The sequence below is a fragment of the Micromonospora sp. NBC_00617 genome (assembly GCF_045161355.1).
Taxonomy (GTDB): Bacteria; Actinomycetota; Actinomycetes; order Mycobacteriales; family Micromonosporaceae; genus Micromonospora.
Genome location: NZ_CP107751.1, coordinates 5,177,238 through 5,199,291, shown reverse-complemented (window position 1 = coordinate 5,199,291; position 22,054 = coordinate 5,177,238). Strand labels below are relative to the sequence as shown.

Here is a 22,054-nt window from a genome sequence, read left to right as displayed (position 1 = left end):
AGCCCGAGGGCGGCACCGGTAGTGAGACAGATCGCCGGGCGAGACGTGGAGTTGAACATCGAAACCCTTCCGTGAGAGCGGTGGAACGGACCTACCGACCGTAGGGGCCTGCCCACGGCTGGCGCGTCGCCCTCACGGCGTCAGGGACGCACCGACGGGAGCGGGCCGCATACCTCTCGCGACGTAGGCCAATCCACCGTGAAGGTGACGTGTTCCCGACCCTGCTGTCCTAGCCTTGCGATCATGAGAGCGGACCGGCACGCCGTCGGCCAGGACGTGGCACTGGCACTCGGCCTCCTTGCGCTCGGCGCCCTCCAGGTTGGCCTGCAGCGGGGCGGATGGGCCGCGCTGGTGGGAGTTGCGTGCGTGGCCCTTCCAGTCGCGGCGCGCCGGAGCCATCCGCTGCCTGCCGTGGCACTCAGTTGGGGCGTCCTGCTCGTGAGCGACGGCCTGGGGCACGACGTCACGAGCGAGGGCTATGCCGCGATCCTGGCCCTGGTCCTCACCGTCTACTCCGTCGCGAGGCACGGGCATCGATGGGAGCAGCTCGCCGGCCTTGCCCTGGCGCTCGCCTTCACGTGGGTGAGCGTCCTCATCAACGATCCGACGGACGTGCCGAGCATGCTGCTCACGACCGTTATCGTGGGGGCGCCATGGGCCGCAGGGTATACCGTCCGCGCCAGTCTCGAACGTCGCGACCAGGTCGTTGCGGAGAACCTTCGGCTCATCAGCGAACGCGAGCGGCACACCCGCGAGGCAATCGCCTCGAACCGCACCGAGATCGCTCGGGATCTGCACGACGTGCTCGGTCACTCGCTCGCCGTCATGGTGATGCAGCTGGGCGCCGCGGACCACGCGTTCACCCGCGACCCGACTCGGGCACGTCTGGCCCTCCGGGCCGCGCGGTCGACGGGCAAGGAGGCCATGGACGAGTTGCGCACTCTCGTCACGCTGTTCCGCGAGGAACCCGGCACCCTCGGCACGGGACCGACACCACGCCTGGTGGACGTCGCCGGCCTCGTCGACGAGCTCACCTCGGCAGGACTGGACGTGCGTTTGGACGGAGACGACCGACTGCCAGCTCTCGGCCCCGCCGAGGATCTGGCCGCGTACCGCATCGTCCAGGAGTCCCTGACGAACGCCGTCCGTCACGGATCGGGAGACGTGCGGGTGCGGCTCGAGTCGAAGGCCGGCCACGTGCACATCGTCATCGACAACCGGGTCGGCGACGCTCGGGCGAGTGACCGCCGCGAGCAGGGGTCGCATAATCGAGGATTCGGCCTCATCGGGATGGAAGAGCGGGCACGTTCATGTGGTGGGTGGTTGCGGACGACGCGGCCGCCGGGTCGCTTCCGCCTCGAAGCCGCGGTGCCCATCAAGGTGGCCGCATGAGCCACGGAACTGGCGGGCATGCAGGATCGGGCTCCGGGAGCGGCAGGCCCGTGCGGGTGGTGATTGCCGACGACCAGTCCCTCATCGTCACCGGGCTGCGGCTGATCCTCGACTCCGAGCCGGGCATCGAGGTCGTGGGCGAGGCAGGCAACGGACTTCAGGCGGTCACTGTCGTCGACCGCGAGCACCCCGACGTCATCCTCATGGACATCCGCATGCCCGAGGTCGATGGCATCGAGGGGACCCGACGCATCGTCGAGAGCGGGTCCGCGACCCGCGTGCTCGTGCTCACGACGTTCGACGAAGACGAGATGGTGTTCTCTGCGATGCGGGCAGGGGCAAGTGGCTTCCTACTCAAGGACATCGACCCTCCCGACCTCATCCACGCGATCAGGGTCGCCGGGAGGGGGGACTCCGTCCTCGCGCCGGAGCTCGTGCGACGCCTTGTCGAGCGCTTCACCGCCCCCTCGGCCGAGTCGCTGGCAGCGATCAGCTCGCTCACGGAACGCGAGCGGGAGATCTTCTGGCACTTGGCCCGTGGCCGCACCAACGACGAGATCGGGACCCATCTGTTCATCAGCCCGGCGACCGTGAAGACGCATGTGAGCAGGGTGCTCGCCAAGCTCGGACTCCGAGACCGGACGCAGGCCGTCGTGCTCGGGTACGAGTCCGGCGTCGTGGTTCCCGGGCGAAAGGACTGACCGCTCCTCGGTCCTGCGCCGCTGCACGATTCCGTCCCATCGGGGAGATGGTCGCGCTGCCACTGGTACTCCCGTGCTCCGTCGTCAACCTCGCGGGGTCAGCCGCAGCTCGGACGGTCTTGAGGGCGTATGCCGCCGCGCCTAATCCGGGTGTGACCTACAAGTGCGCCGAACCCACGGCGCGGTGCCGGACGGTCACCGCTGACACCATCGACGACGCGGTCGCGGACCTGTTCCTGCGAACCATGACCCCGCAACAGATCCAGGTGGCGTTGGTCACCGCGAGGGCGGTCAAGCCGCCGCCGCCCGACCACGACGCGCTGCTCGCGCTGGCCGCAGATCTGCCCCGGTTGTGGGATGCCGACACGACCAGCCCCCGCGACCGCAAACGGCTGCTGCGCACGCTGATCGCCGACGTGACCCTGCTACCGGAGCACGACGTCGAGGCGGTGCGCATCGGGGTGCGCTGGCACACCGGAGCCAGCGACGAGCTCACCGTCGAACGGCGCGGACCCGGCCGCACACCGCCCGAAGCCCTCGCGATCGTGCGCGAGCACGGCGCGACCCACAGCAACATGCATCTCGCGAAGATGCTCAACGACGCCGGCTTGCGGACGGGCAAGAACCTGCGCTTCACACCCCGGCACGTCGCCGGGGTCCGCGGCGTCTACAAGATCTTCACCCCGCGGACCGTGGCCGTGCAGGACGGGGAGATCAGCGTCAAACAGGCCGGGCAACTGCTGGGCATCCCGGCGGACGCGATCTACAACTGGCTGCGCCACGAGCAGGTGCCCGCCCTGGTACGGGCCGGACGGTGGTGCATCCCGTGGGACGCCCAGACGCAGCAGATCTACCGGCAGAAGGTGGCCGACTCGTTCCGGCTCAAGCCGAACCCGCCGAGGGCATAGCGATAGGGCGACCAAGCGCGCCGCTGGGGCAGCGGGGAACCGACGCCCTTGGTTGCAAGGGGAAAGACTCCTAACATATTGGCGACCCTCGCTGTCGTGTACCCGGACGCGACACCTCCCCGCTCCCGACGAAAGGGAAACCGATGAGAGCAACACGCTTTGCGGTGGCCGCGGTGGCCGCCCTCGCCATCGTGGCATCGCCTGGTGCCGCCCAAGCGGCCACCATCACCACGCCGTTCCACGCCGACTCCGGCGACGCCTGCCGCTACGGCGCCACCGACGGCACGCTCGGCTGGCAGTTCGGCCCCACCACCTCACCCCTGCCCGTCACCGGCGTCGCCGTCAAGGGCAAGCTCACCGACCGGCCGCTGCCGGCCGACTCGACCATCGTCTGCTTCGACGACCACTACAACAGCAGCGCCACCTTCGTCGCCTACTCCGGCAGCGTCGAGGTCGCCCGGCAGACCCGCACGGCCAACAACGGCACCGTCAGCTTCGAGTTCACCCTCGGCAACTCGACCAACACCGCCAGCATCAGCCGCGTCGTGATCCAGGTCTGCCGCAGCCCGATCATCACCCTGCCGCCCAGCTACTGCGGCACGGCCGTCACCTACCTATCGCCGCCCATCGGCTGAGCAGCGCCACGGGCGGACGCGAGCTCCGGAAGCCGCCCCGCCCGTGGACCCGACGTTCGCCGAATCGACAGGAGAAACCCCGCCCGACGCCACACTTCTGGCTCCCTGGACCGGGTTCGCCGTCCTCGGCGCCTACACGGCCATCGTCCTCGCCGCAACCGCGGTCACCTCAACTGACGAGACGCCTGACCCACCTCACGCGAAAAAGCCGCCGACCGGAACGCGGGACGGCGACTTCTTCGCGAGCAAGGTCAGCGAGAACCACCGACACGTTCGCTCGTTGGACAGCGGTCCACGCGAACATGGCGACCCAGCCCACAACCCAAACGCCAAGCGCAGGAGAGGCAGTATGAAGCACCCGTCGGCATCCGTGCCCTGGTCGGCGCTTCGGGATCAGGGCGGGTCATCCGATGGTCCTCCGAAGGGTGTTCAGGCCGGGGATGTTGCGGGTGAGCTGCTGCACCACGACGACGCGGACCCTCGCGCCCGAGCATGTTCGTCGTGCCGCGTCCGGTCTGGCCCGCCCAGCGGGCCATCAGCCCGGGGATCTTGACGGTGGCCCACAGCAGCACCACCACGACCAGGAGGTTCAGCGTGCCGCCCGGGTCGACGGGCAGGCCGAACACGGGCAGCATGGTCGCCGGGTCGAGCAGTGTCTGCTGCCCCGCGGTGAGGAAGAACGCCTGCGCCACGGGTATCGCCAGGCATCCGGCGTAGGCGCGCCACCACAGCCGGGCGAGGCCGTCGGTCTGCGGCAGTGCGTGGCAGGCCATTGCCAGCGGCGCGATGCTCGTCATCACCAGCAGCGCCACGAACCGGCCGATCAGCTGGAACGCGGTCGTCACGACCAGGACGGTGATGATGAGGATCAGGACGAGGAACAACAGCGGGACGGTGCGGTCCTGTGCCGCCGCGAGGTGGGTGCGGATCGCGGTGAACGCTCCGTCGCCGTCGTAGCCGCCCTCGCTGATCGCCGCGGTCAGGGCGTTGGCGAGATCGATGAGCTGGTCGCAGGCCAACTGGGAGAAGTGCGCGGCGGTGAACCCGACGACCAGTCTCGGTAGGAGGTCCTTGACTGTGTACCGGGATTGTTCGTCGCCGCCGGCGACCATGACGAGCACGCCGGCGGCGACGAACGCCAACACGAAGACGGTGTCCACGATCCAGACCGACCGGCCGGTGAGCGCCTGAGCCTGCGGCAGCACGGTGACCTTCGGTGTGGTGAGCAGGATGCCGGTGATGAGGTCGAAGATCGCGTTGAGGCAGGCCAGGATCGCCGTGGTGAGCCAATCAAGCACCTGGTCGAGGACCCATCCCATGACGATCAGCCCCCACGATGCCCTGGACGACCTGCAGCAGGATCGGGGCGAGGACGGCCAGGCCGTAGCCGACCAGCGCGTTGCGCAGGGCGAGTTTGGCTTTCTCGACCTGCGACGGGTCACCGCCAGCGGTGGCCCAGTACACGCCGGCCAGGACGAGGAAGAGGGTGGCGATCGCGGCCAGGATGCCCATGACCCAGGACTGCAGTTTGGCGATCACGACCGGCAGGGAGTTCGCCGCCAGGTAGACGGCGCCGCCGGGATCGGCGTACGCGGCGGCCGGGAGGGCGAGTGACAGGCCGACGCCGGCCAGCGGTACGGCGACACGGAGTGCGAGACGAACGACTCGCGGGATTCGGAGAGTGTGCTGTGGGGTGCGGGACATTGCGGTTCACCTCCCGCCGCGCCCCGGCCACGAACAGGCGTGACCGGGGGCGGCGATTGCTCGAAGCGGTCCGATGGCGCGTTTGAGGTTTTTGTTGCCGCCTCGGGGTGGGTGTTCGCCGCGGATGCTGCTGCCGGATCGTCGGGTCACTGGGGCGAGGCCGGCGTAGGCGGCGAGGTGCCCGGGGGTGGCGAAGGCGGTGCCGTCGCCGACTTCGAGCAGGATCCGGGCTGCGGTCCTGACGCCGATGCCGGGCATCGAGGTCAGGACCCCGGCAAGAGGGTGCGCATCAAGCATCCTCTCGACCTGGGTGGCAACCTGGTCGCGTTGTCGCAGGACGTCGCGGAGGCTGTCGGCGAGGCGGGGCAGGATTGTTTCCGCCGCTGTCGTGCCGGGGACGGTGACGGTCTGCTGGTCGAGGGCGGTCATGATCTGCTCGACGAGCCGTTCGCCCATGCGGGGTGCGTGGACGGCGGCGATCGAGAGGAGTTTGCGGCGGCCGGCTTTGCGCAGGCCGACCGGGCCGCCGCAGCGTGACAGCAGCTCAAGCACAGCTTTGTGCTGCACTTTCGGGCCGACGACTCGTTCCAGGGCGGGGTGGATCTGGGTGAGTAGTCCCCGGATGCGGTTGGACACGCGGGTGGCTTAGCCGGCGAGGTCGTCGTCGAAACCGACGAGGACTTCCAGCTCGGCCAGGGTCTCGTCGCCGGTGTCGACCCGCCGTAGCGTGTGCGGCAGGGTGCGGGCCGCGTCGGCGATGACGTAGGCGTCGCGGGCGTCGGTCTTTGCCGTGCCGGGGTGCAGATCGGCGATTCGGCGCATCGCCAAGCCGGGCAGGTAGGCCACTTGATGCCCACATGCCCGAGCCACCGCGACCGGCAAGGCGCCGATCGAGGCGGGCTGGTCGACCACGACCAGGACTCGGCCGTGGTGGGCGAGTTTGTCGAACAGCTGCCGCAGCCGGGCCTCGGTATTCGGCAACGGCGCGTCGTGCAGCCGCTTGCCGTCCGGGGTCAACCCGACCGCGTGGTGATCACCCTTACCGACGTCCAAGCCCAGGAAGACGCCATATCCGTCGTGCACCAGACCCGCCTCCACGCATCGCATCGTGGCTCGGCCGCAGTCAGGCGTCGGACTGCCGGCAGCCACGTTACGAAGAGACCTACCCGAACACGGGTGGCCGTGTCCCTATCAGCGGTCCGCCGACGCCACCCGACCCGGCGACAACACCCCCCGGATCATCCGAACGACAGGGGCAGGAAGTCATACCGGGCCGGGCGACCGAGGGTCCCCGGCTGGGGACGATCAAAAAGGTAACGGGGGCATCGGGGGCGAGGGGTGGTTCTGGATCAGGACCGTTGGCGCGCTGCGGGACGGCGACCCTCGCGGTGGTGAACTGCACCAGTCGACTCGCGAAGGTGCCACGTTCGCGGCCACTCAGGCGAGACAGAACTCGTTGCCCTCGATGTCCTGCATCCCGAGGCACGACTCGTTGTCGCCATCGGCGCGCAGTAGTCGCCCGCGTACCGCGCCGAGCGCGACCAGTCGTGCGCATTCGGCCTCAAGTGCGGCCAAGCGCTCCTCACCCACGAGCCCGGTGCCGACCCGCACGTCAAGATGCACCCGATTCTTGACGACCTTGCCTTCGGGAACGCGCTGGAAGTACAGTCGCGGACCCACACCTGAGGGATCACTGCAGGCGAACGCTGAACCCTGACGCTCAGGCGGCAGCGTGCGATTGAAATCGCCCCAACTAGCAAACCCCTCCGGTGGCGGCGGTACGACGTACCCCAACACCTCGCACCAGAAGCGAGCGACGCGCTCAGGATCTGCGCAGTCGAAGGTGACTTGGATCTGTTTGACCGATGCCATCGGCCCACCATAGAGGCGGGGTCTTTCGTCGTCTCCACGGGCCCGAGGCTAGCTGCGCCACCGCGCCCCGATGAAGCGCCAGACCCGCGAGGATGAGCACCTGCCCGGGCCCCGGGCCCATGGCCCATCGTACGGCGGTACGCCTCGCACATTGCGTTGAAGGCCTCGGGGAGCAGGGCGTCCAAGCCTTCACCCGCCGCCAGCCGCTGCCGCATCGTCGCCGCCAGACCGGGCAGATCGACGTGCTGTCCGCTGGCCAGGTGTGAAGCGTGCCGCGCGATGGCCCGTAGCAGCAACCGATCCCTGTGCGCCATCGAGCCGAGCATCGTTAGCCCATCGCCGAACGGCTCACACCATCGTACGTCGCTGAAGGCATAAGTCACTCCGTCAATGTCCTGCTGCCTGGGGCGGGTCACGCCGGTGTTTTGACCAACCGGGCCGTCCCAGTCGTACTCACGGTCCTCCGGGGCATGTTTACCAGCACATGATCGGGTGCACTGTCACGGCATGAGCGGGCGCCCGGTGGGGAACGTCGTAGTCGGCATCACGGCGGAGTCCGAGCGCCCCGGGGTGAGCGCCCCTTGGCCCCCTGGCGGCGACGACGAAGGCGCAGTAGGGACGCTACGTTGTTGATCTTTGATGACGTGCTCGATGTGTGCTCTCCAGCGGATGCCAACCCGGGTGAATCGGTGCCAACGCGGGTCACCGCGGCCGACCACCGGTCGCAGACCGGGTTCCGTGTGCTCGGTGTGTGGTCCTGGGCTGGGAGAACGGCGGCCCGGGAACGTGGGTGAACGTGGGCCACTCCCTGCCACCCCAGGTGAACCCCCAGGTCGCTAGACTAGGCCCTCGCGCCCCCGTAGCTCAGGGGATAGAGCATCGGTTTCCTAAGACGATGCTCTGTCTGCGTTTGCAGGCTGTCTACCTGCATGCTCTTCAAGTTTGCCTTGGGTTTGCAGGTCGCAACGGGTACCTGCTGTGCTCGCCTGCTGAAGATCAGCGGTGGTCTCTGAATCTTGGGCGAGTGGCCAGCTTTGCGATTCGACACACTGCTGGAATGCTTCAAGCTCGGCAACCTCTGGCAGCGCGAGCCATCCATGCAGAGTAAGCGCGGTTTGCGCCTCTCCTGCAGGTTCCACCAGTTCAACCGGCCGATGGGACGTGACTAGCCAGCTCTCTGGCCGGTCACGTCCCATCGAGAAGACCTGGTAGAAGTCAGCAATGCGGCAATCCGAGGCCGCCTCGCCCGTCCGGCTGGATCCAGACTTCTGAAACGTAGCCGGGCCGCCCGTCGGACCACCGGACGCCGTACCAGAGACTCGAGCTGAACAGGCCCGGGTTGGCGTCATCGTCCGGGGAGTTGTTCTGCCCATTGGTGATCGTGCTCCCGTCGAGCTGACAGGTGGCCACGATCCGGGCACCGGTGCTCATGTTGGTGCCATCGAGGGAGCAACCCCTTGTCCGGCAGGTGGGCTCCGTGCGGGAGGAAAGGTACGCAGGCTTGTCTTCGCGCATGGCCGTCGCGCCGTTGGTTACCAGGTTCTGCACCAACAAAGTCCGGGTGGCCGGGCCGGAAGGTTCCTGCCGGGCTGGCGTCTCCGGGCGCGGCCCGTCGGCGCTGGCTGGCGGTTCGTCATCCGCACCGCTGGTCGGCAGCGCCGGGCTTGCTACCGAGGTTGGCCACGTCACGTGCTCGGACTCGACGCCCCAGACGGTCACCCAGTGCCCGCCGCTGTCCCCGCTGTAGCACCCGTCGTCCCTCGCCGCAGTGCCGTCGGCATTCACCACCAGGTCGAAGCTCTTGAACACGTCGGGGTCGTTGTCGTCCATGCACTCCACTCTGGCGTGCCAGCCCGGCGGAAACGCCGAAAGTCGTACCGCGTAAAAGTAGCCCGACGGGGCCGCCTTCCCCTGCGTCAGCGCGACGACGCTGTGCTTCAGTGGATCGACTGGCCGAGTCATCGACGCGTCGCACTTCGGCACCCTAATCTGGTCCCAGACCAGGTCGGACCACACGTACCCGGTCACCCCCGGGTGTGGGCTGCCCGACGGCGCCTCAACGACCCAGAACCACCGGCGGGAGGTACCGTCCCTCGGCGCGCTGGTGTCCGTCCAGCACTTCATGACCACCTGACTGCCGGCATCGAGCTCGTCGATGATGCCGAAGCCTTGCGTCTGGCCGGCGTTGTTGCCCTGCGGCCGTTCGCGGACCCGGACCTGGTCGCCGGTGTTGGGGGCCTGTACCCGGCTGACTCCCTCGTCCGCCTGCGTCCCGTCCGGGTTGAGCCGCCACCGCGGGTTGGCGGGGGCAGTTTCCGCGGCTTGGCCAGCCGCGACGGGGAGGCCGGGTTCGACGGACTCCAGTGTGCGCTGGTGAAGCACGAGGCTCACCGCTAGGACCAGGACGAGTCCGATACTGGCGATGAGGGCGGAGCGGAGCGGCTTCATAGGCGGAACCTCTCTGCGCGGAGTCTTCGGTCGACATGGTCGGGTTAGGTACCGGGGCAACTGGGGCCTAGCCGACCCGGCGAGGGCGGTGCCGTCGCTGCGATGAGTCGCCGATGGCGATGAGTCTCCGACGGCGAGTCCAGTTTCCATTTGGTTCATTCTTTGCGTCGCCAGTGACCAGATGCTGACGCGGAGCGTGTCGGTGGTGTCCGGCGCCTCGCAGACGGCTGGACGGCGGTCAAGCAAGGCATCTGTGGGATGCCGGGGACCATTGCGGGCCGGTGTTGGTACCCGGCCTTTGGTCACGTGTCGTTCTCATGAGGATCATAAGCCGGTGCAGGCCGTACGGGTGTGTTCAGGGGAGGTAGATCCGACAGTGAACAGCAGGCCAGCGGGGCTAACCGCGACCAGCGCGGCCAAGGTGGACGGCCGGGCGGGCGTACAAGGCGCACCCCCGCTTGTGAAGCGTTTCACGAGCAAACTTGACCCGAGGATGGCATGGGCCGGGACTCGCCGCAAATTGATCTCTGTAATGCGAAAGCTATTCTAACTTATTGCGGGCGAGCCTCCTCGGAAAGGGCCTTTCGACCCGCCGCAAGATCCAGGGACCTCGGCGTGAGTGACTCATCGGCGGTTCTTCCCCGGCCTCATCACAGGGATGCGATGCATTGTGACACCGTTGGCGCCTGACTCGTCCATGAGTGTTGTAAGGGCCGGGCCTCCTGAAAGAGATCAATTTGGCTCCACTATGGTGGTCGTCCCCAGGGAAGGAGAAGCCGTGACGATAGCCCCACCTAACCCGGACCCTGAGGAGTCGAGCGGTTCCGACACCCAGAAGGAGAAGCGCAGGAAGCGGGAAAAGAAGGGGAACAGTTTCAAGATCCGGGACGCCAACAACGTCTACGTAAACTCCGGAACCGGAAACCGGGCTGGTGACACCAATCCTCCAGCGAAGAAGGGGATGAGCACGCTGCAGGTAGCGGCAAGCATCGCAGGAATCATCGGTGCTACTGCTGCGGTTGTTGCTCTCATCCTGGCGAACCGTCCGTCCGATTCGCCGGATAAGGACTCGAGCCGGGTTTCCTCCACCGGAAGCCTGGTCAGATCCACCGGCCGAACCTTTGAAGCACGGATCACTAGGACGATGGATGTTGACACCAACCGGTTCGTTGGTGTCAAGGCCTACAGCGATCCGACTACGCGTGGCAAGGGCACGGAGGTTGCCCATTACCCGGAGAACGGCAGCGTGTCTGTTTTGTGTCTCAACCCAAGCGGCCGCGAGATCAAGGACAGGCCGTGGGAGGACCGGTTGCCGGCGACCTCGGTCTGGTACCGATTGAGCACGCCGGACCCGCAGTGGATCCCGAGCATGTACGTCACCATCGACCCGGGTGCGGGAGCATCTGTGCCTCAGTGCTCTTAGCGGCTCGCACTTCTCTTGGCTGGGGTCTCCAGCACTACAGCCTGGATGATCACCAAGACGTCCTCGTTGCTGAGCCCGCAGGAGGCGGCGCCTCACTCGCGACCAGCGTTGCATCGCTCATCTCACCGCATGGCCTGATCGCGCACGGCGATCCCTCACGCTTCTCCCGGCCTCCATCCCGCCCAGTCAACGTAGGCGTCACCAATCCGGCGGCCAGCAACAGTGTCCTGTCTCAAGGCACCATCTCAGATCTAGGTCGTCACGCGGTTCCGGACTCCTCATGCTGCTGCCCTGAACCTGTGGTGCCACGGCCATCGTCATCCCCAATCTGCTCAAGTAACGAAGGTGACAGAAGCCATCGCCATCTGCGAATCTTGTAGCTGACCAGCTCTTGGAACTGGGGAGATATCTTCGTGGAAGACCAGCAGCAGGCTGCGTTGCCACCCGAGCAGGCTGACGCTGAACCGGTCTACGAGCCGCAGCCGTACGCTTTCGAGCCCTCCCAGATGTCGTTCGCAGTCGAAGCCGTAGACCTGGCCGTGAGTGGCAGCGCCGACAGCTGGGCGGCTGCAGCGGCGGTTGCTAACGCCCCAGCACCCGACGAACTTGGCGACGTCACGATGCTGCGGCGTGAACTGTGCCGGGCGCTGACTTACTCCCTGCACCTCGGCCTCGGGGACGAGGAGCCCGGCTGCGGCCTCAACGCCGACGGCAATGGTCTATTGCCCGCCGTCAAGGACCTTCCCGAGCCGGTGATTCAACTGTGGCGGGCGGTCGCCGATTCGGTCACCGAGCCTGCAGCCAATGCCCGTCTCCACGATCTGCTCTGGTGCCGCCGCGACCGGGGAGCCGGCCTGCACGCTGCCTGCGCGGCTCGCGCCTACCTGCAGCTGGCCAACACCGGCACGGTCGACATGGATGCCATGGAGTTCCTACTGCGGGCATGGACCCTGGCCCGTCAGATCAGCGATGCCGACGTCGACCACCAGGCCCGGGCCCGGCTCGGGCAGATAGTCGACGACATGATCACGCAGTACCCAGGGGCTCGGCCCGGCATCCTGCTCCCCGCTCTGGCGGCATTGTCGGTCGGGCCCGTACGAGCCAAGAAGAGCCCGCCGAAACCGGATCCGATCGACGTTGGTGATCTGCTGGGCCGCGCCGCGGCCGCCTGTCGGCGCGGCAGCGACGCTACGGCTATCGCCCGCTACCGGCGTTCGCGGTCCCACGCACCCTCCCTGCTGCAGACCATCGCCCGCGATGAGGTCGCCGCCTACTTTCGCGACGCCGATGATGCCCCGCACCCGGCCGTGCGAATGGCCCGCCTGAGCGCCGCCGCCCGAATCGCTCACGAGCGGGGCCTCCGCGACCTCGAACGCGACGCCGCCACTCAGATGCAAAACATCGACCCAGCGTCGCTCGGCATGCATACCTTCACCGCGTCCAGCACGGTGCCCGCACACCGCATCGAGCCACTGCTGCACGGCTTCACCCGACCCGCTCGCTGGCAGCAAGCGATGGACGCCTTCCTGGACAGCGACTGCCCGACCGGTGACGTCACCCAACTGCGCGCCGAAGCCTCAGCCAACCGCAGCCCCTTGAGCCGAATCCTGCGACCGGTCCGCTTCGCCGGCGGCCTGCCCCGCGCCGTTGCCGACACCGACCAGGACCTCGAGAAGCAGGAGATGAGCTTTTACGCCAGGGTCGTGGCCGAAAACCACGGACGCCTGCTCGCCACCGGCCTGAACCGCCTCGCCGACCGCTACGGCATCCCCAGCGAGGACGACATCGTCGACTACCTACTGACTCGTGGCGCCCGCGACCCCGCCTTGGCCCGCAGCCTCGCCAAGGCCCTGCGCCATTTCTGGAATCGGGACATCGAGTCGGCAATCCACCTCGCCACCCCCAAGGTCGAAACCGCAGCCCGCGCCTTGCTCATCGAGCTCGACGAAGGCATCTACCGCGCCGAATCAGCCAAGACCCCTGGCGGATTTCCGGGCCTCTATGCCCTGCTCGCGAACCTCGAGACCGTTGCCCTCGACGAGTCCTGGGCGTTCTTCTTCAACTGGCTACTCGCCGGACCATGGGGCGCAAACCTGCGTAACGACGTCTCCCACGGTCTGCCTGCACCGATGACGCCCGCCTACGCAGCCCTGATCCTGCGGGCCGTGTCCGTGCTGGCCATCGTTGCCGGCCCGATGACCACCATTCGGCAGGACGCCAGCCAGCGCCGCGACCGCGACGAACTGATCGCGCTGCTCACCTCGTTGACGTCCGACACCGATCCGACTGGGCGGCGGCTCAACCGTCTTGCCGGATTCACCGAACGCTTGGCATGGCGGCTCCGTCTGGCCCAGGCGCGCCGAATCCAGCGCCGCAAGACCACTACTTAAGCCGAAACCGAACGTACTTAGACAAGCCGCTCAGCCCTGACAGGCCACCGGATCTCGGGATTCCGGCCCGCACGGGGATTCGGTCGCCCTCGTCCGTCACGTCGTCGATCACCAGCGGCAGCAGCCCCGAGAAGACCAGATCCTCGCGTGGAATTTGGATGCCTTCAGGCGTGTAGGGCGCGGTCGGCCAGCGCCTCCTAGCCCGCGTCCTCGGCCAGCGCGAAGTCGCCGGTGAGCCGGGCCAACGCGGCGACGTGTCCTCGCCGACTCGATCCCGCCAGATGGCCTCGACGTCGGCCGTAACCATCAGACCTCGCCGACGAGCTCGCCCCCGGCCCGTTCCCCGACCGACCGCGCGGTCTCCGGCGGCATCTCGTCGTCGCCGGCCACCCGCCGAACCTCGATCTTCGAACCCGGTTACTGCCGGGAACGTCGTGGCCCACTCGACCGCCTCCCGCTTCGAGGCGACGTCGAGCGGGAGTACCCGCCGAACAGTTCCTGGTCTCGCCGCAGGGCCCGTCCGTGACAACCGGGTCTCGCCGGTGAAGCCGACGACGTAGCCCTGCCCGGCGTCGTCCAGCCCTTCGGTCGCGACGAACACGCCCGCCTCGACCAGGTCCTCGATGTACCGGTGCGTCGCGGCCGCCAACTTGTCGGAGCCCGCCATCAGGGCCGCACTCGACTCGTCCGCGCCCTGCATGATCAGCATTTACCTCTCGACACGGGTTGTCCTCGCTCGGCGGGACCGGCTTGCGGCGCTCGCACCCTAATTCCGGACGGCTGGCCCAGGATCGACACGACCGCGGAGGAACTTCTCGCCGATCATCGGTTCCGGCGGCCGGCGGGTCTACCCGGCATGGATCGCATGGACGACACAACGGGAACCTTGCCGGCGAAGCTCGGTACGTTCGCGTGATGCCAGCTCCCAGGCCACGGCGCAGGCGACGTCGAGCCGGATCCACGGCTCAGGCGGGCGGCGACGCGTCCGGGACGATGCACGTCCACGCCGCCGGCGATGTGTACGTCGACAGCAGCATCAGCAACAGGAGCAGTGTCAGCAGCAGTACCGTCAGCTATGCCCAGGATCCGGCGAGCGTGGCCGACGATCTGATGCCGGCCGTGCTGACGGCGCTCCCGCTGCTGCTGGTGCTGCTCCTGCTGTCGTTGACCGGCCAGCACGTCCTGCTCCGTTCGATCGTGCAGGAGGGAAACCCGCTCGGCCTGACGGCGCTGCTGCTGCCGCTGTTCCTGCCGACCATCGCGGCGTCGCTCGTCTACCTCGCCCGGCAACGCGGCTGGCTGAGCTGGACCCTCCGTACCACCAACTGGGCGGCGGCCGGCCTCGCCGCCGGCTTCGCGGTCTTCGTTCCGTTGAACTACCTGCTGTTGCAGCTCGTCGCCTTCCTGGTGAGTCTCGGGTGGATCTGGGCCTGGCGGCGGCTGTCGCGGCATCGCCAGGGCATCGCGATCGTCGCGATCATCGTGCTCGCGGCCCTGGTCGTCGAGGAAGGGCTGGCGGAGTCCGGTTGGCCCCGCTACAGCTTGTCCCGGATTGCGGTTGGACGTGTGGTGGACGGTCTGACGCGGATGAACCTCGGGGACGTCGGCGCGAAGACGGAACGCTCGGTGCTCGTGGTGAGCGTCAACAACGGCTACGCGATCGTCGCCTCGACCGGCTATCCACCCAAGATGGAGAGCATGGCCCCGAGCGAGCTGGCAGGCGGCCGAATCTGCCAGCTCAGACCCCGGGGGATGCAACTCAGTCCCTACCAGTGGATCGGCAGGGTGGTCCCGGCGAACCATCGGACGCCCCCGGTCGCGGAGTACTGCGTCGACCCCTAGCCCTAAGCCGTAGCGTTCGTCGCCGCCGTCAGCCCGCTTAGCAGCCGTGACTCCCCAACCTGGTCGTGCCCGTTAACGCCCGCGTGTCGCTGCACGCCCGACGAGTGGGCCACCCCGCCAGGGAACTCGGCAAGGGCCGGCCACGTCTACCAGCGATTTCGAACTCCAATCCCCTCGAAGGCGTTCGGAGGCCTCAAAAAACAACATCTGGTCGCCATCCATCCCGAGCCTTAAGCTGACAATATGCGAGACTGGGTGACGATCCTTGCCGCAGTGTCGTTCGTGCCTGCTTTCGCCAGCGGGGTCTTGACCATCATGAAGGCACGAGTTGCCCGGCGAGAATCTGTCCACGTCACCATCGCGGTCGGCTCGGAGCGGATCGAACTCGCCAGTCGCGATCCAGCCGGGATCGCCGAGGCAGTCCGCGTGCTCGCTGCCGAGCTTCCGTCGCCTCCGCATCGGGGACCTCGCGCCTCAATGCCACGGCAACGCGCTGCCTCCGCCGATGAGATCCCCGCCCAGCGTGGCGAGGTCGTGCAATGAGGCCCTCGGACTCCCGTGCGGGCGAGACCCTATCCCGCGCAGCCGGCGTGAGTGGCGGGACGGGACTGATCTTCGCTGGTCAGACCATCGGGGGGACCTGGGGCGCGGTCATCACTTACCTGTCACCAGCCATGGGCTACCTGATTGGTTACGGGTTGATGCGATGGAACGCTTGGGCGGACCGTCGTCAGCGGCAGCGCGCAATGGTCGAGTTCGAAAAGGACGTGAACGACGCGCTCGCTAGTCCGGCTCTCTCGGAAGGGCAGAAGCAAGGGCTGCTTGACGGGCTTGCGCAGATTAAGGTCGCTGCGGCCATGGCGAGTCTGGAACGGGTCAGGCTCAGCATCCAGGCGTCCGCATCAGAACGGCTTGACCCGGGACATCTCGCGAGCGCTGCCGACGAACCGATCGCGTCCGACGGCTGGCAGGGCACGCTGCAAGGAAGACCTTCTCCAGTGCTGCCGAATCAGGCCCAAGGGGCTGACGGAGGCTAACGCGCCCTTTGCCGCAGGACGTTTCGGCAGCGCCACCCGGCGGTCGCCGCCCGCCCTGAAGTCTCGATCCAGGTCAGCGTCGTGGGGCTCATCGGGCGCTCTCCTTTGTCATGGCGGCGGTGTGCCATCCCCAGCTGGCGCGGGGGACGTGCGGCAACCAGCGCCGCCGCTGCTCCGGCCCTCGCACTGGCAGGCTGTGGCAACAGTCAGCGCTACGCCGACACATGAGCGCATGGCACTCTGTGCCAGTGAATGAGTTCCGGCAGCAGATCCGGCGTCAGGCCGACGGCGTCGCCCAGATGTATCTGGACGGCGAACGGGCGGATCAGCCGATGACTCGGCAGCAGAAGGAGTTCATCGAGGGGATTATCGCGGCCGACTACGACGGCCGGACGATCATTGAGCTGCTCCAAAACGGCCACGACGCCCATCCGTGCGAGGTCCGGACCGGGCGGCTCGAGTTCCTGCTGGCGGAGGACGAGGCCGAGCACGGGGTGCTCTACGTCGCGAACGGCGGCGGCCCGGTTGCGGCGCAGGACTTCCGGGGCATGTGCCGGATCGCGATGAGCCCCAAGCGGCCCGACCAGGGCATCGGCAACAAGGGCGTCGGGTTCAAGAGCGTCCTCCAGCTGTCGGAGAGTCCCGAGGTCTACAGCCGAGCCACCGCCGGATCGCCCTCCTTCGACGGCTTCTGCTTTCGCTTCGCCCAGCCGTCCGACTTCGGCGAGCTCGCCGCTCGGGTGGCCCCGGAACGTGCCGGCCTGGCCGATGAGCTGCGGGCCAACGTGTCGCAGATGACGGTGACCGTACCGCTGGACGGCCTTCCGGAGCGGGTCGGCGAGTTTGAGGCGGCCGGCTACGCGACCGTGGTCCGCTTGGTCCTGCGCTCGGCCGTCGCGCTGGAGCAGGCCCGCGAGCAGCTGAGGCAGGTCTGGTCGACTGCGGTTCCGTTCAACCTCTTCTTAGAACGGGTCGAGCGGATTACGGTGCGAACACGAGCCGCTGACGGCGACGAATCGGTTCAGGCGCTGACCAGGACGTCTCGGCCGGTCGGTGACAGGACCGAGGAGATCCGGCTCCAGGACGGCAGCGCCTTCCTGCTGCTGCGCCGCCCGGTTCCAGAGGCCGCTATGCGGACCGCGATCGAGAGCAGCCGCCTCAACTCCCGCTGGGCCCGCTGGAAGGGCGACGCCGAGGTGTGCGTCGCCGTCCCGCTCGGCGAACCCCTGGACCAGGGCCGGTTCTACACCTTCCTGCCGATGGAGGAGGCGGCGCCGCTGCCGGCCTTCGTCAACGCGCCGTTCTTCGCCCAGCTCGACCGCAAGAGCATGAACGCGGCGGTGCCGCTGAACGACATGCTGCTGAGCCAGGTCGCGGCCCTGTGCGCGGACGCAGTTCGTGGCGGTTCCGCGCTGCCAGGTGGGGTTTCGCTCGACCTGGCCTGCTGGCAGCAAGCGGCGCTGCCCCGGCTGGTGGCGGCCTTCGGCGAGGACGAGGTACCGCTCACCGGCGTGCCGCTGGTCCCGGCTCTGGGCGGTGAGGATGAGCGGGTGCCGCTCGCCGGGGTCAAGCTGTGGCGCGGCAAGGGCATCACGATCAGCGCGGAGGCGGTGGCCGCCACCGGTGTCGCGCTCGCCGACAGCGCCTTGGGCCCGGTGCGGACCAAGCGCGCCGAGACGCTTGCCCGGCACCTCGGCCTGCGACTCGCGGCCACCTCGGCGGAGCTCGCCGCCTGGGCCGAGGCGGTGGCCACCGACCTGGCCCTGGACGACGCGAACCCGGCGGTGTGGGCGGGCTTCTACGACGACCTCGCCGCCGAGCTGCGCGACTTCCCGGAACAACTGCGAGGGCGGCGGGTCCTGATCGGCGAGCGGAGACGGTTGCTGCCGGTCACTGACGAGCTGCGGGTTTTCGTACGCCCAGACGGCGAAGCCGTCGCACCACCCGCCGCCGTCCACGCCCGCCTGGCCTTCCTGCTGCCTGGGATCTGGCGCGTATCGGAACGGCCACGGCGCCCGGGCCGGGAGTGGTTGGAGAACCAGAAACTGGTCCGCGAGTACCACACCGAGACGGTCCTCGACCTGATCGGCGCCGCGATGCGAGCCCTCGAGCCGGACGACCACGGAGCCCTGCGGGAGTGCCTGGACTTCGCCTTCGACGTCTGGCACCGGGCCACCAGGGAGGTCAGCCCGAGCGTGGTGCGCGACGCGAACCTGCTGGTTCCGACTGCGGCCGGCTGGCGGAAGGCCCAGAACGCCACCTTCGGCGCCGGCTGGGGCGGCCCCACCACCGACACGGACGCCCAGCTCGCCAGACTGCTCGCCGCGGCCGCCGAGGTCTCCGGCGACCTCGCCCGAGTCGCGGAGGCGTGCACGACCCCGACCCACCTGAAAGTCGGCGATCCGGACGCGTGGCGCGAATTCCTGGAAGCGGCCGGGGTACGCCACGGGCTCACACCCCTGTACTACCCGAAACGGGTCTTCAACCTGCGCGGCGAACAGGTGGCGAACCCGGCCGCGGCACCCCTGCCCGGAGTCGATCTTCCGGTCGCCGACCAATGCACCTGGCGTGAGGTGGCCGCCGGGTGGAAACGGTTGCTGCCTCAATCACGGACGGTCCGCTACCGGCCCGCCACCGATGTCGCGGTCCTACCAGGACAGGGCGAGTGGCTGTCCTTCAGCCCCGAGGCCCGGCGGCTCTACGCCGAGTTGATCCTGCGCGGGCTTGGGGTCTGGCCCGACTCCGTCCTGGAGATCTTCTTCGAACGGGCCACCGACAGCAGCAGGGCGGCCTGGCCGACCTTCGTCTCCTCGTTCCTGGCCACAGCGGAGTGGATCCCGCAGACCACGCCCGGCCAGCGCAGCCAAGTCACCCTGGCCGTCCCGGCGGACGCGTGGTGGGTCCGGGACGAGGCGACCCCCGACTATCTGCGCGCCCAGCCGCACGCGCTGCGGAGCCTGGCTACCCCGCGCGTGCTGGAGCGGCTGCGGAGGGCCGGAGTTCGCTTCTGGGACGACCCGGCGAGCGCCCGCAGCCGCCTGGACGAGCTAACCGGCCTTGTCGACAGGCACACGTCGGTGAATCCGGCCGTGCGCAAGGCCTACGAGGAGGCCTGGAACGAGATCGCCGAGGGCGCTGAGCCGCCCGGGAGCGTGCTGGTCACCCGGCAGTCCCGGCTGGAGGTCGCGGACCTGCGGGCCGAGGGCGAACCGGTCTACGTCTGCGACGAGAAGGGTGCCGCCAAGGAACGCCTGCTCCAGCAGACTCCGGTCGCGATGCTGGCGATCCGGTCCCGGCCGCTCGCCGAACGGGTCCGCCGTCGTCTCCTGGGCACCGGCCCGATTCGGCTCGTGCCCACCTCCGAGGTCGCCGTCGACGTCATCGGGGACGGCGTGCCCGCCGCGGACCTGCCGTTTCGTGATCTCGGTGCCTTCGGCGGCGACTGGCTGCCCACTCTCCTGCTCGGCTGCCTGGAGGTTCAGCAGAGCTCGTTCCGGGCCGTCACCGTCCAGCGCCTGGTTAACGTCGACCGAGCACTGTCCCGCTGTCGGCTCGCCACCGCCACCTCCGTCGTCGCGCACATCGGTCCGCACCGGATCGCCGCCGGTGACTCCGGCGCCCTGTCTTTCCTGCTCGACACCGGCGACCACCCGCGCATGGTGGTGCTCGCGCCCGAACCGGACCGGTGGACGGTCCTCCAGGCGGCGAGCGGTGCCCTCGCCGAGCTGGCCGGTGACCCGCAGTTGGAGCCGTCGCTGCGGCTCGCCCTCGTCGACCTGCGCCAGCGCTGCGGCGAGGCGGCCCCGGTGATCGCCGACATCGCGGCCGTCCTGCGGGTGCCGCCACGTGATCTGGAAGCGGCCGTCGCCGGAGCCGTCACCCGGTACGCCGACCATTCCGCCGTCGTTGCCGTGCTCGCCTGCGTCGACCTGGATGTGGCCCAGGAACTGCGGGAACACAGTGAGGGCTTCGGCGGGCGCGACGAACTGCGCGCCTGGCTCGCCGCTACCGGAGTGGACGCCGACCGGGTGCTCGCCCTCGCCGACCGTAACGACCCACTCGCCGCGATCACCGAGCTTGGCGTCTCGCTGGAGAAGGCCAACCTGGCCTTCCGGCTCTGCGGACTGCCGCCGCTGCACCGCCGGGGCGGGCACGCCCGGCAATTTGAGGCGTTCCGGCAGCAGCACCGGTCGGCCATCTTGGACCAACTGCGGGACCGCTTCCTCCCGGTCGCCCGGCGGGGCGAGCCGTTGACCGGCTACCTGAGCCTGCGCGACCTACGGGGTCTGACTGCCGACGAGAAGTGGCTCGACCACTACTGGGAGCTGCCCGAGGAGGTGATGCACGAGCGGGTCGATGCCTGGCTCGACGAGGGTGCGCCGCCCGCGTCAGCGGAGGAGAGCGGGCTGCCGCCGGTCGACACGCTGCGCGAGCACGGCCGCCGGGTCGCCGTCCGGGCGGTGACCAGTGCCCGGCTGGTGGTGGAGGCGTGGTCACACCGATCGCCGGAGCCGGCCACCGGCCGCCCGGGCAACCCGGAGACGGTCGCGTCGGAGATGGCCGAGGCCGGAGCGCTAGACTTCAAACGGATCGGCCAGGACGACGTGATCACCTGGCTTGCCGAGCACGGGCAGTGGCCGGCGGCGATGCCCCCTACCACCGCGCCCGCCCGGCTTAAGCTCTCCGAACAGGACCTGACCCTAGCCGGGGCGCGGTTGCAGCAGGTCTCGGTAGTGCGCCACCGCAACTCGGTGACCACCGTCTACGGGGGCCGCAAGTACGGCCAGGAGGCCGAGGAGACGCAGGCTTTCATCGACGCGGTGCGGGGTTCGGTACCCCCCGAGGTATTGAACACCCAGCCGCTGCCCGCGGCCCTGCCGCCCATGCCGTTGCCCGCACCATCCTCCGGCCGCGCCCGGGGCGGCTCCGGTTGGCAGGTCACCTCGGCACCACCCGAGGTGACCGCCCGGATCGGGCTCGCCGGCGAGCTGATTGCCGGCGAGTGGATCGAGCACCACTTCCGGTTGCCACCCGAGGTCACCTGGGTCTCCGCTAACCGCCGCAGCCGCTTCCCCGACGGCCGGGCCGACGACACGCTCGGCTACGACTTCGAGGTCCCGCTAGGCGACCGGCGGCTGCTGATCGAGGTCAAGGCCACCAAGGAGGCGGCCGCCCAGATCACTCTCGGTGAGTCGGAGGTACGCACCGCCCAGAGCCTCAAACCGCACGAGGAGTACTGGATCCTCTTCGTCACCCACGCCCTCGAACCCGAGCGGCACCGGGTCCACGTCCTGCCGAACCCGCTGGCGCCGGGTGGCCTCACCCACTATCAGGTGGCCGGGCACAGCCTGCGACTGCTGTTTCAGCTGCCCGGCGCCACGTCGTGAGCCGATCAGTCGGCGTGCAGGGCCGTCTTCAGCTCGACCTTCGGGTCGATCAGACCAGCTTCGGGGGCTGGAGGCGCAGGCCGTGCAGTAGCGCGTTCAAGGTCCTGTGATTGACCTAAATGCCGGCTGTTCACGAGCTGCTGTGCCCGGTCCCCGGACCGGGCGAGGATCGCAACACCACCGCGCTCGCCCTGAGCGGCCAAGGCGGGTACAGCTGCGCCAACGCGCAGGTAGGGGCCATAGTAGGCGGCTTAGCTCACTCGCCTTCCTAAACGTCCATTAATCGCGTTGGCGTGGGCCGATGACCTGCAACTT

At 68.5% G+C, this 22,054-nt stretch carries 13 protein-coding genes and 2 pseudogenes; 9 read left to right on the top strand and 6 right to left on the bottom strand.

All coding sequences use genetic code 11. The annotated features are described in order from the left end of the window. Positions 1-243: 243 nt before the first annotated feature. The 4 genes from OG505_RS23825 to OG505_RS23810 all read left to right on the top strand — a co-directional run bounded on the left by OG505_RS23825 (position 244) and on the right by OG505_RS23810 (position 3,636). Positions 244-1,392, top strand: a complete 1,149-nt coding sequence (locus tag OG505_RS23825) for a sensor histidine kinase (protein ID WP_405427705.1) — start codon at positions 244-246, stop codon at positions 1,390-1,392. Beyond that, entirely contained in the window at positions 1,389-2,093 is a 705-nt protein-coding gene (locus OG505_RS23820) for a response regulator (RefSeq protein WP_405427703.1), read from the top strand. The genes OG505_RS23825 and OG505_RS23820 overlap by 4 nt, the downstream gene beginning before the upstream one ends. A 152-nt stretch (positions 2,094-2,245) precedes the next feature. Continuing rightward, on the top strand, positions 2,246-3,001 hold the full coding sequence (locus OG505_RS23815) for a hypothetical protein (protein ID WP_405427701.1): 756 nt from the start codon (positions 2,246-2,248) through the stop codon (positions 2,999-3,001). A gap of 143 nt (positions 3,002-3,144) precedes the next feature. Next, positions 3,145-3,636, top strand: coding sequence for a hypothetical protein (locus OG505_RS23810; protein ID WP_405427699.1), 492 nt, complete (start codon positions 3,145-3,147; stop codon positions 3,634-3,636). A 403-nt stretch (positions 3,637-4,039) separates the two neighbouring features. Here the strand turns inward: OG505_RS23810 and OG505_RS23805 are convergent. The 5 genes and pseudogenes from OG505_RS23805 to OG505_RS23785 all read right to left on the bottom strand — a co-directional run bounded on the left by OG505_RS23805 (position 4,040) and on the right by OG505_RS23785 (position 9,660). After that, positions 4,040-4,955, bottom strand: a pseudogene (locus tag OG505_RS23805) (conjugal transfer protein TrbL family protein). Beyond that, positions 4,927-5,340, bottom strand: coding sequence for a pilin (locus OG505_RS23800; protein WP_405427697.1), 414 nt, complete (start codon positions 5,338-5,340; stop codon positions 4,927-4,929). The pseudogene OG505_RS23805 and the gene OG505_RS23800 overlap by 29 nt, the downstream one beginning before the upstream one ends. 72 nt (positions 5,341-5,412) lie before the next feature. Further along, a pseudogene (locus OG505_RS23795) lies at positions 5,413-6,447 on the bottom strand (IS110 family transposase); the annotation flags it as partial. 330 nt (positions 6,448-6,777) lie between these two features. Further along, complete coding sequence (locus OG505_RS23790; protein ID WP_110564523.1) at positions 6,778-7,212, bottom strand: VOC family protein; 435 nt, start codon at positions 7,210-7,212, stop codon at positions 6,778-6,780. A gap of 1,215 nt (positions 7,213-8,427) precedes the next feature. After that, positions 8,428-9,660, bottom strand: a complete 1,233-nt coding sequence (locus OG505_RS23785; RefSeq protein ID WP_405427695.1) for a hypothetical protein — start codon at positions 9,658-9,660, stop codon at positions 8,428-8,430. Positions 9,661-10,438: 778 nt separating this feature from the next. On the opposite strand from OG505_RS23785, the gene OG505_RS23780 reads away from it, so the two are divergent. Beyond that, positions 10,439-11,083, top strand: coding sequence for a hypothetical protein (locus OG505_RS23780; RefSeq protein WP_405427693.1), 645 nt, complete (start codon positions 10,439-10,441; stop codon positions 11,081-11,083). Between the two features lie 413 nt (positions 11,084-11,496). Beyond that, positions 11,497-13,473 (top strand): hypothetical protein, encoded by a 1,977-nt coding sequence (locus OG505_RS23775; RefSeq protein WP_405427691.1) that lies wholly within the window; start codon positions 11,497-11,499, stop codon positions 13,471-13,473. Here OG505_RS23775 and OG505_RS23770 read toward each other — a convergent pair. After that, the gene (locus OG505_RS23770; RefSeq protein ID WP_405427689.1) at positions 13,466-14,182 is read right to left on the bottom strand and encodes a hypothetical protein; all 717 of its coding nucleotides are present in this window, start codon (positions 14,180-14,182) and stop codon (positions 13,466-13,468) included. The genes OG505_RS23775 and OG505_RS23770 overlap by 8 nt on opposite strands. A 386-nt stretch (positions 14,183-14,568) precedes the next feature. On the opposite strand from OG505_RS23770, the gene OG505_RS23765 reads away from it, so the two are divergent. The 3 genes from OG505_RS23765 to OG505_RS23755 all read left to right on the top strand — a co-directional run bounded on the left by OG505_RS23765 (position 14,569) and on the right by OG505_RS23755 (position 21,739). Beyond that, on the top strand, positions 14,569-15,315 hold the full coding sequence (locus tag OG505_RS23765) for a hypothetical protein (RefSeq protein ID WP_405427687.1): 747 nt from the start codon (positions 14,569-14,571) through the stop codon (positions 15,313-15,315). 590 nt (positions 15,316-15,905) lie between these two features. Next, a complete protein-coding gene (locus OG505_RS23760) occupies positions 15,906-16,352 on the top strand; it encodes a hypothetical protein (RefSeq protein ID WP_405427685.1) in 447 nt (148 codons plus the stop codon). A gap of 248 nt (positions 16,353-16,600) precedes the next feature. After that, positions 16,601-21,739 (top strand): sacsin N-terminal ATP-binding-like domain-containing protein, encoded by a 5,139-nt coding sequence (locus tag OG505_RS23755; protein ID WP_405427683.1) that lies wholly within the window; start codon positions 16,601-16,603, stop codon positions 21,737-21,739. Positions 21,740-22,054 lie beyond the last annotated feature (315 nt).

Bases quoted from the DNA above. Each gene is read 5' to 3' on its own strand.
- OG505_RS23820 (WP_405427703.1), top strand. From the start codon at position 1,389: ATGAGCCACGGAACTGGCGGGCATGCAGGATCGGGCTCCGGGAGCGGC.
- OG505_RS23825 (WP_405427705.1), top strand. From the start codon at position 244: ATGAGAGCGGACCGGCACGCCGTCGGCCAGGACGTGGCACTGGCACTC.
- OG505_RS23770 (WP_405427689.1), bottom strand. From the start codon at position 14,182: ATGCTGATCATGCAGGGCGCGGACGAGTCGAGTGCGGCCCTGATGGCG.
- OG505_RS23785 (WP_405427695.1), bottom strand. From the start codon at position 9,660: ATGAAGCCGCTCCGCTCCGCCCTCATCGCCAGTATCGGACTCGTCCTG.
- OG505_RS23790 (WP_110564523.1), bottom strand. From the start codon at position 7,212: ATGGCATCGGTCAAACAGATCCAAGTCACCTTCGACTGCGCAGATCCT.
- OG505_RS23810 (WP_405427699.1), top strand. From the start codon at position 3,145: ATGAGAGCAACACGCTTTGCGGTGGCCGCGGTGGCCGCCCTCGCCATC.
- OG505_RS23800 (WP_405427697.1), bottom strand. From the start codon at position 5,340: ATGTCCCGCACCCCACAGCACACTCTCCGAATCCCGCGAGTCGTTCGT.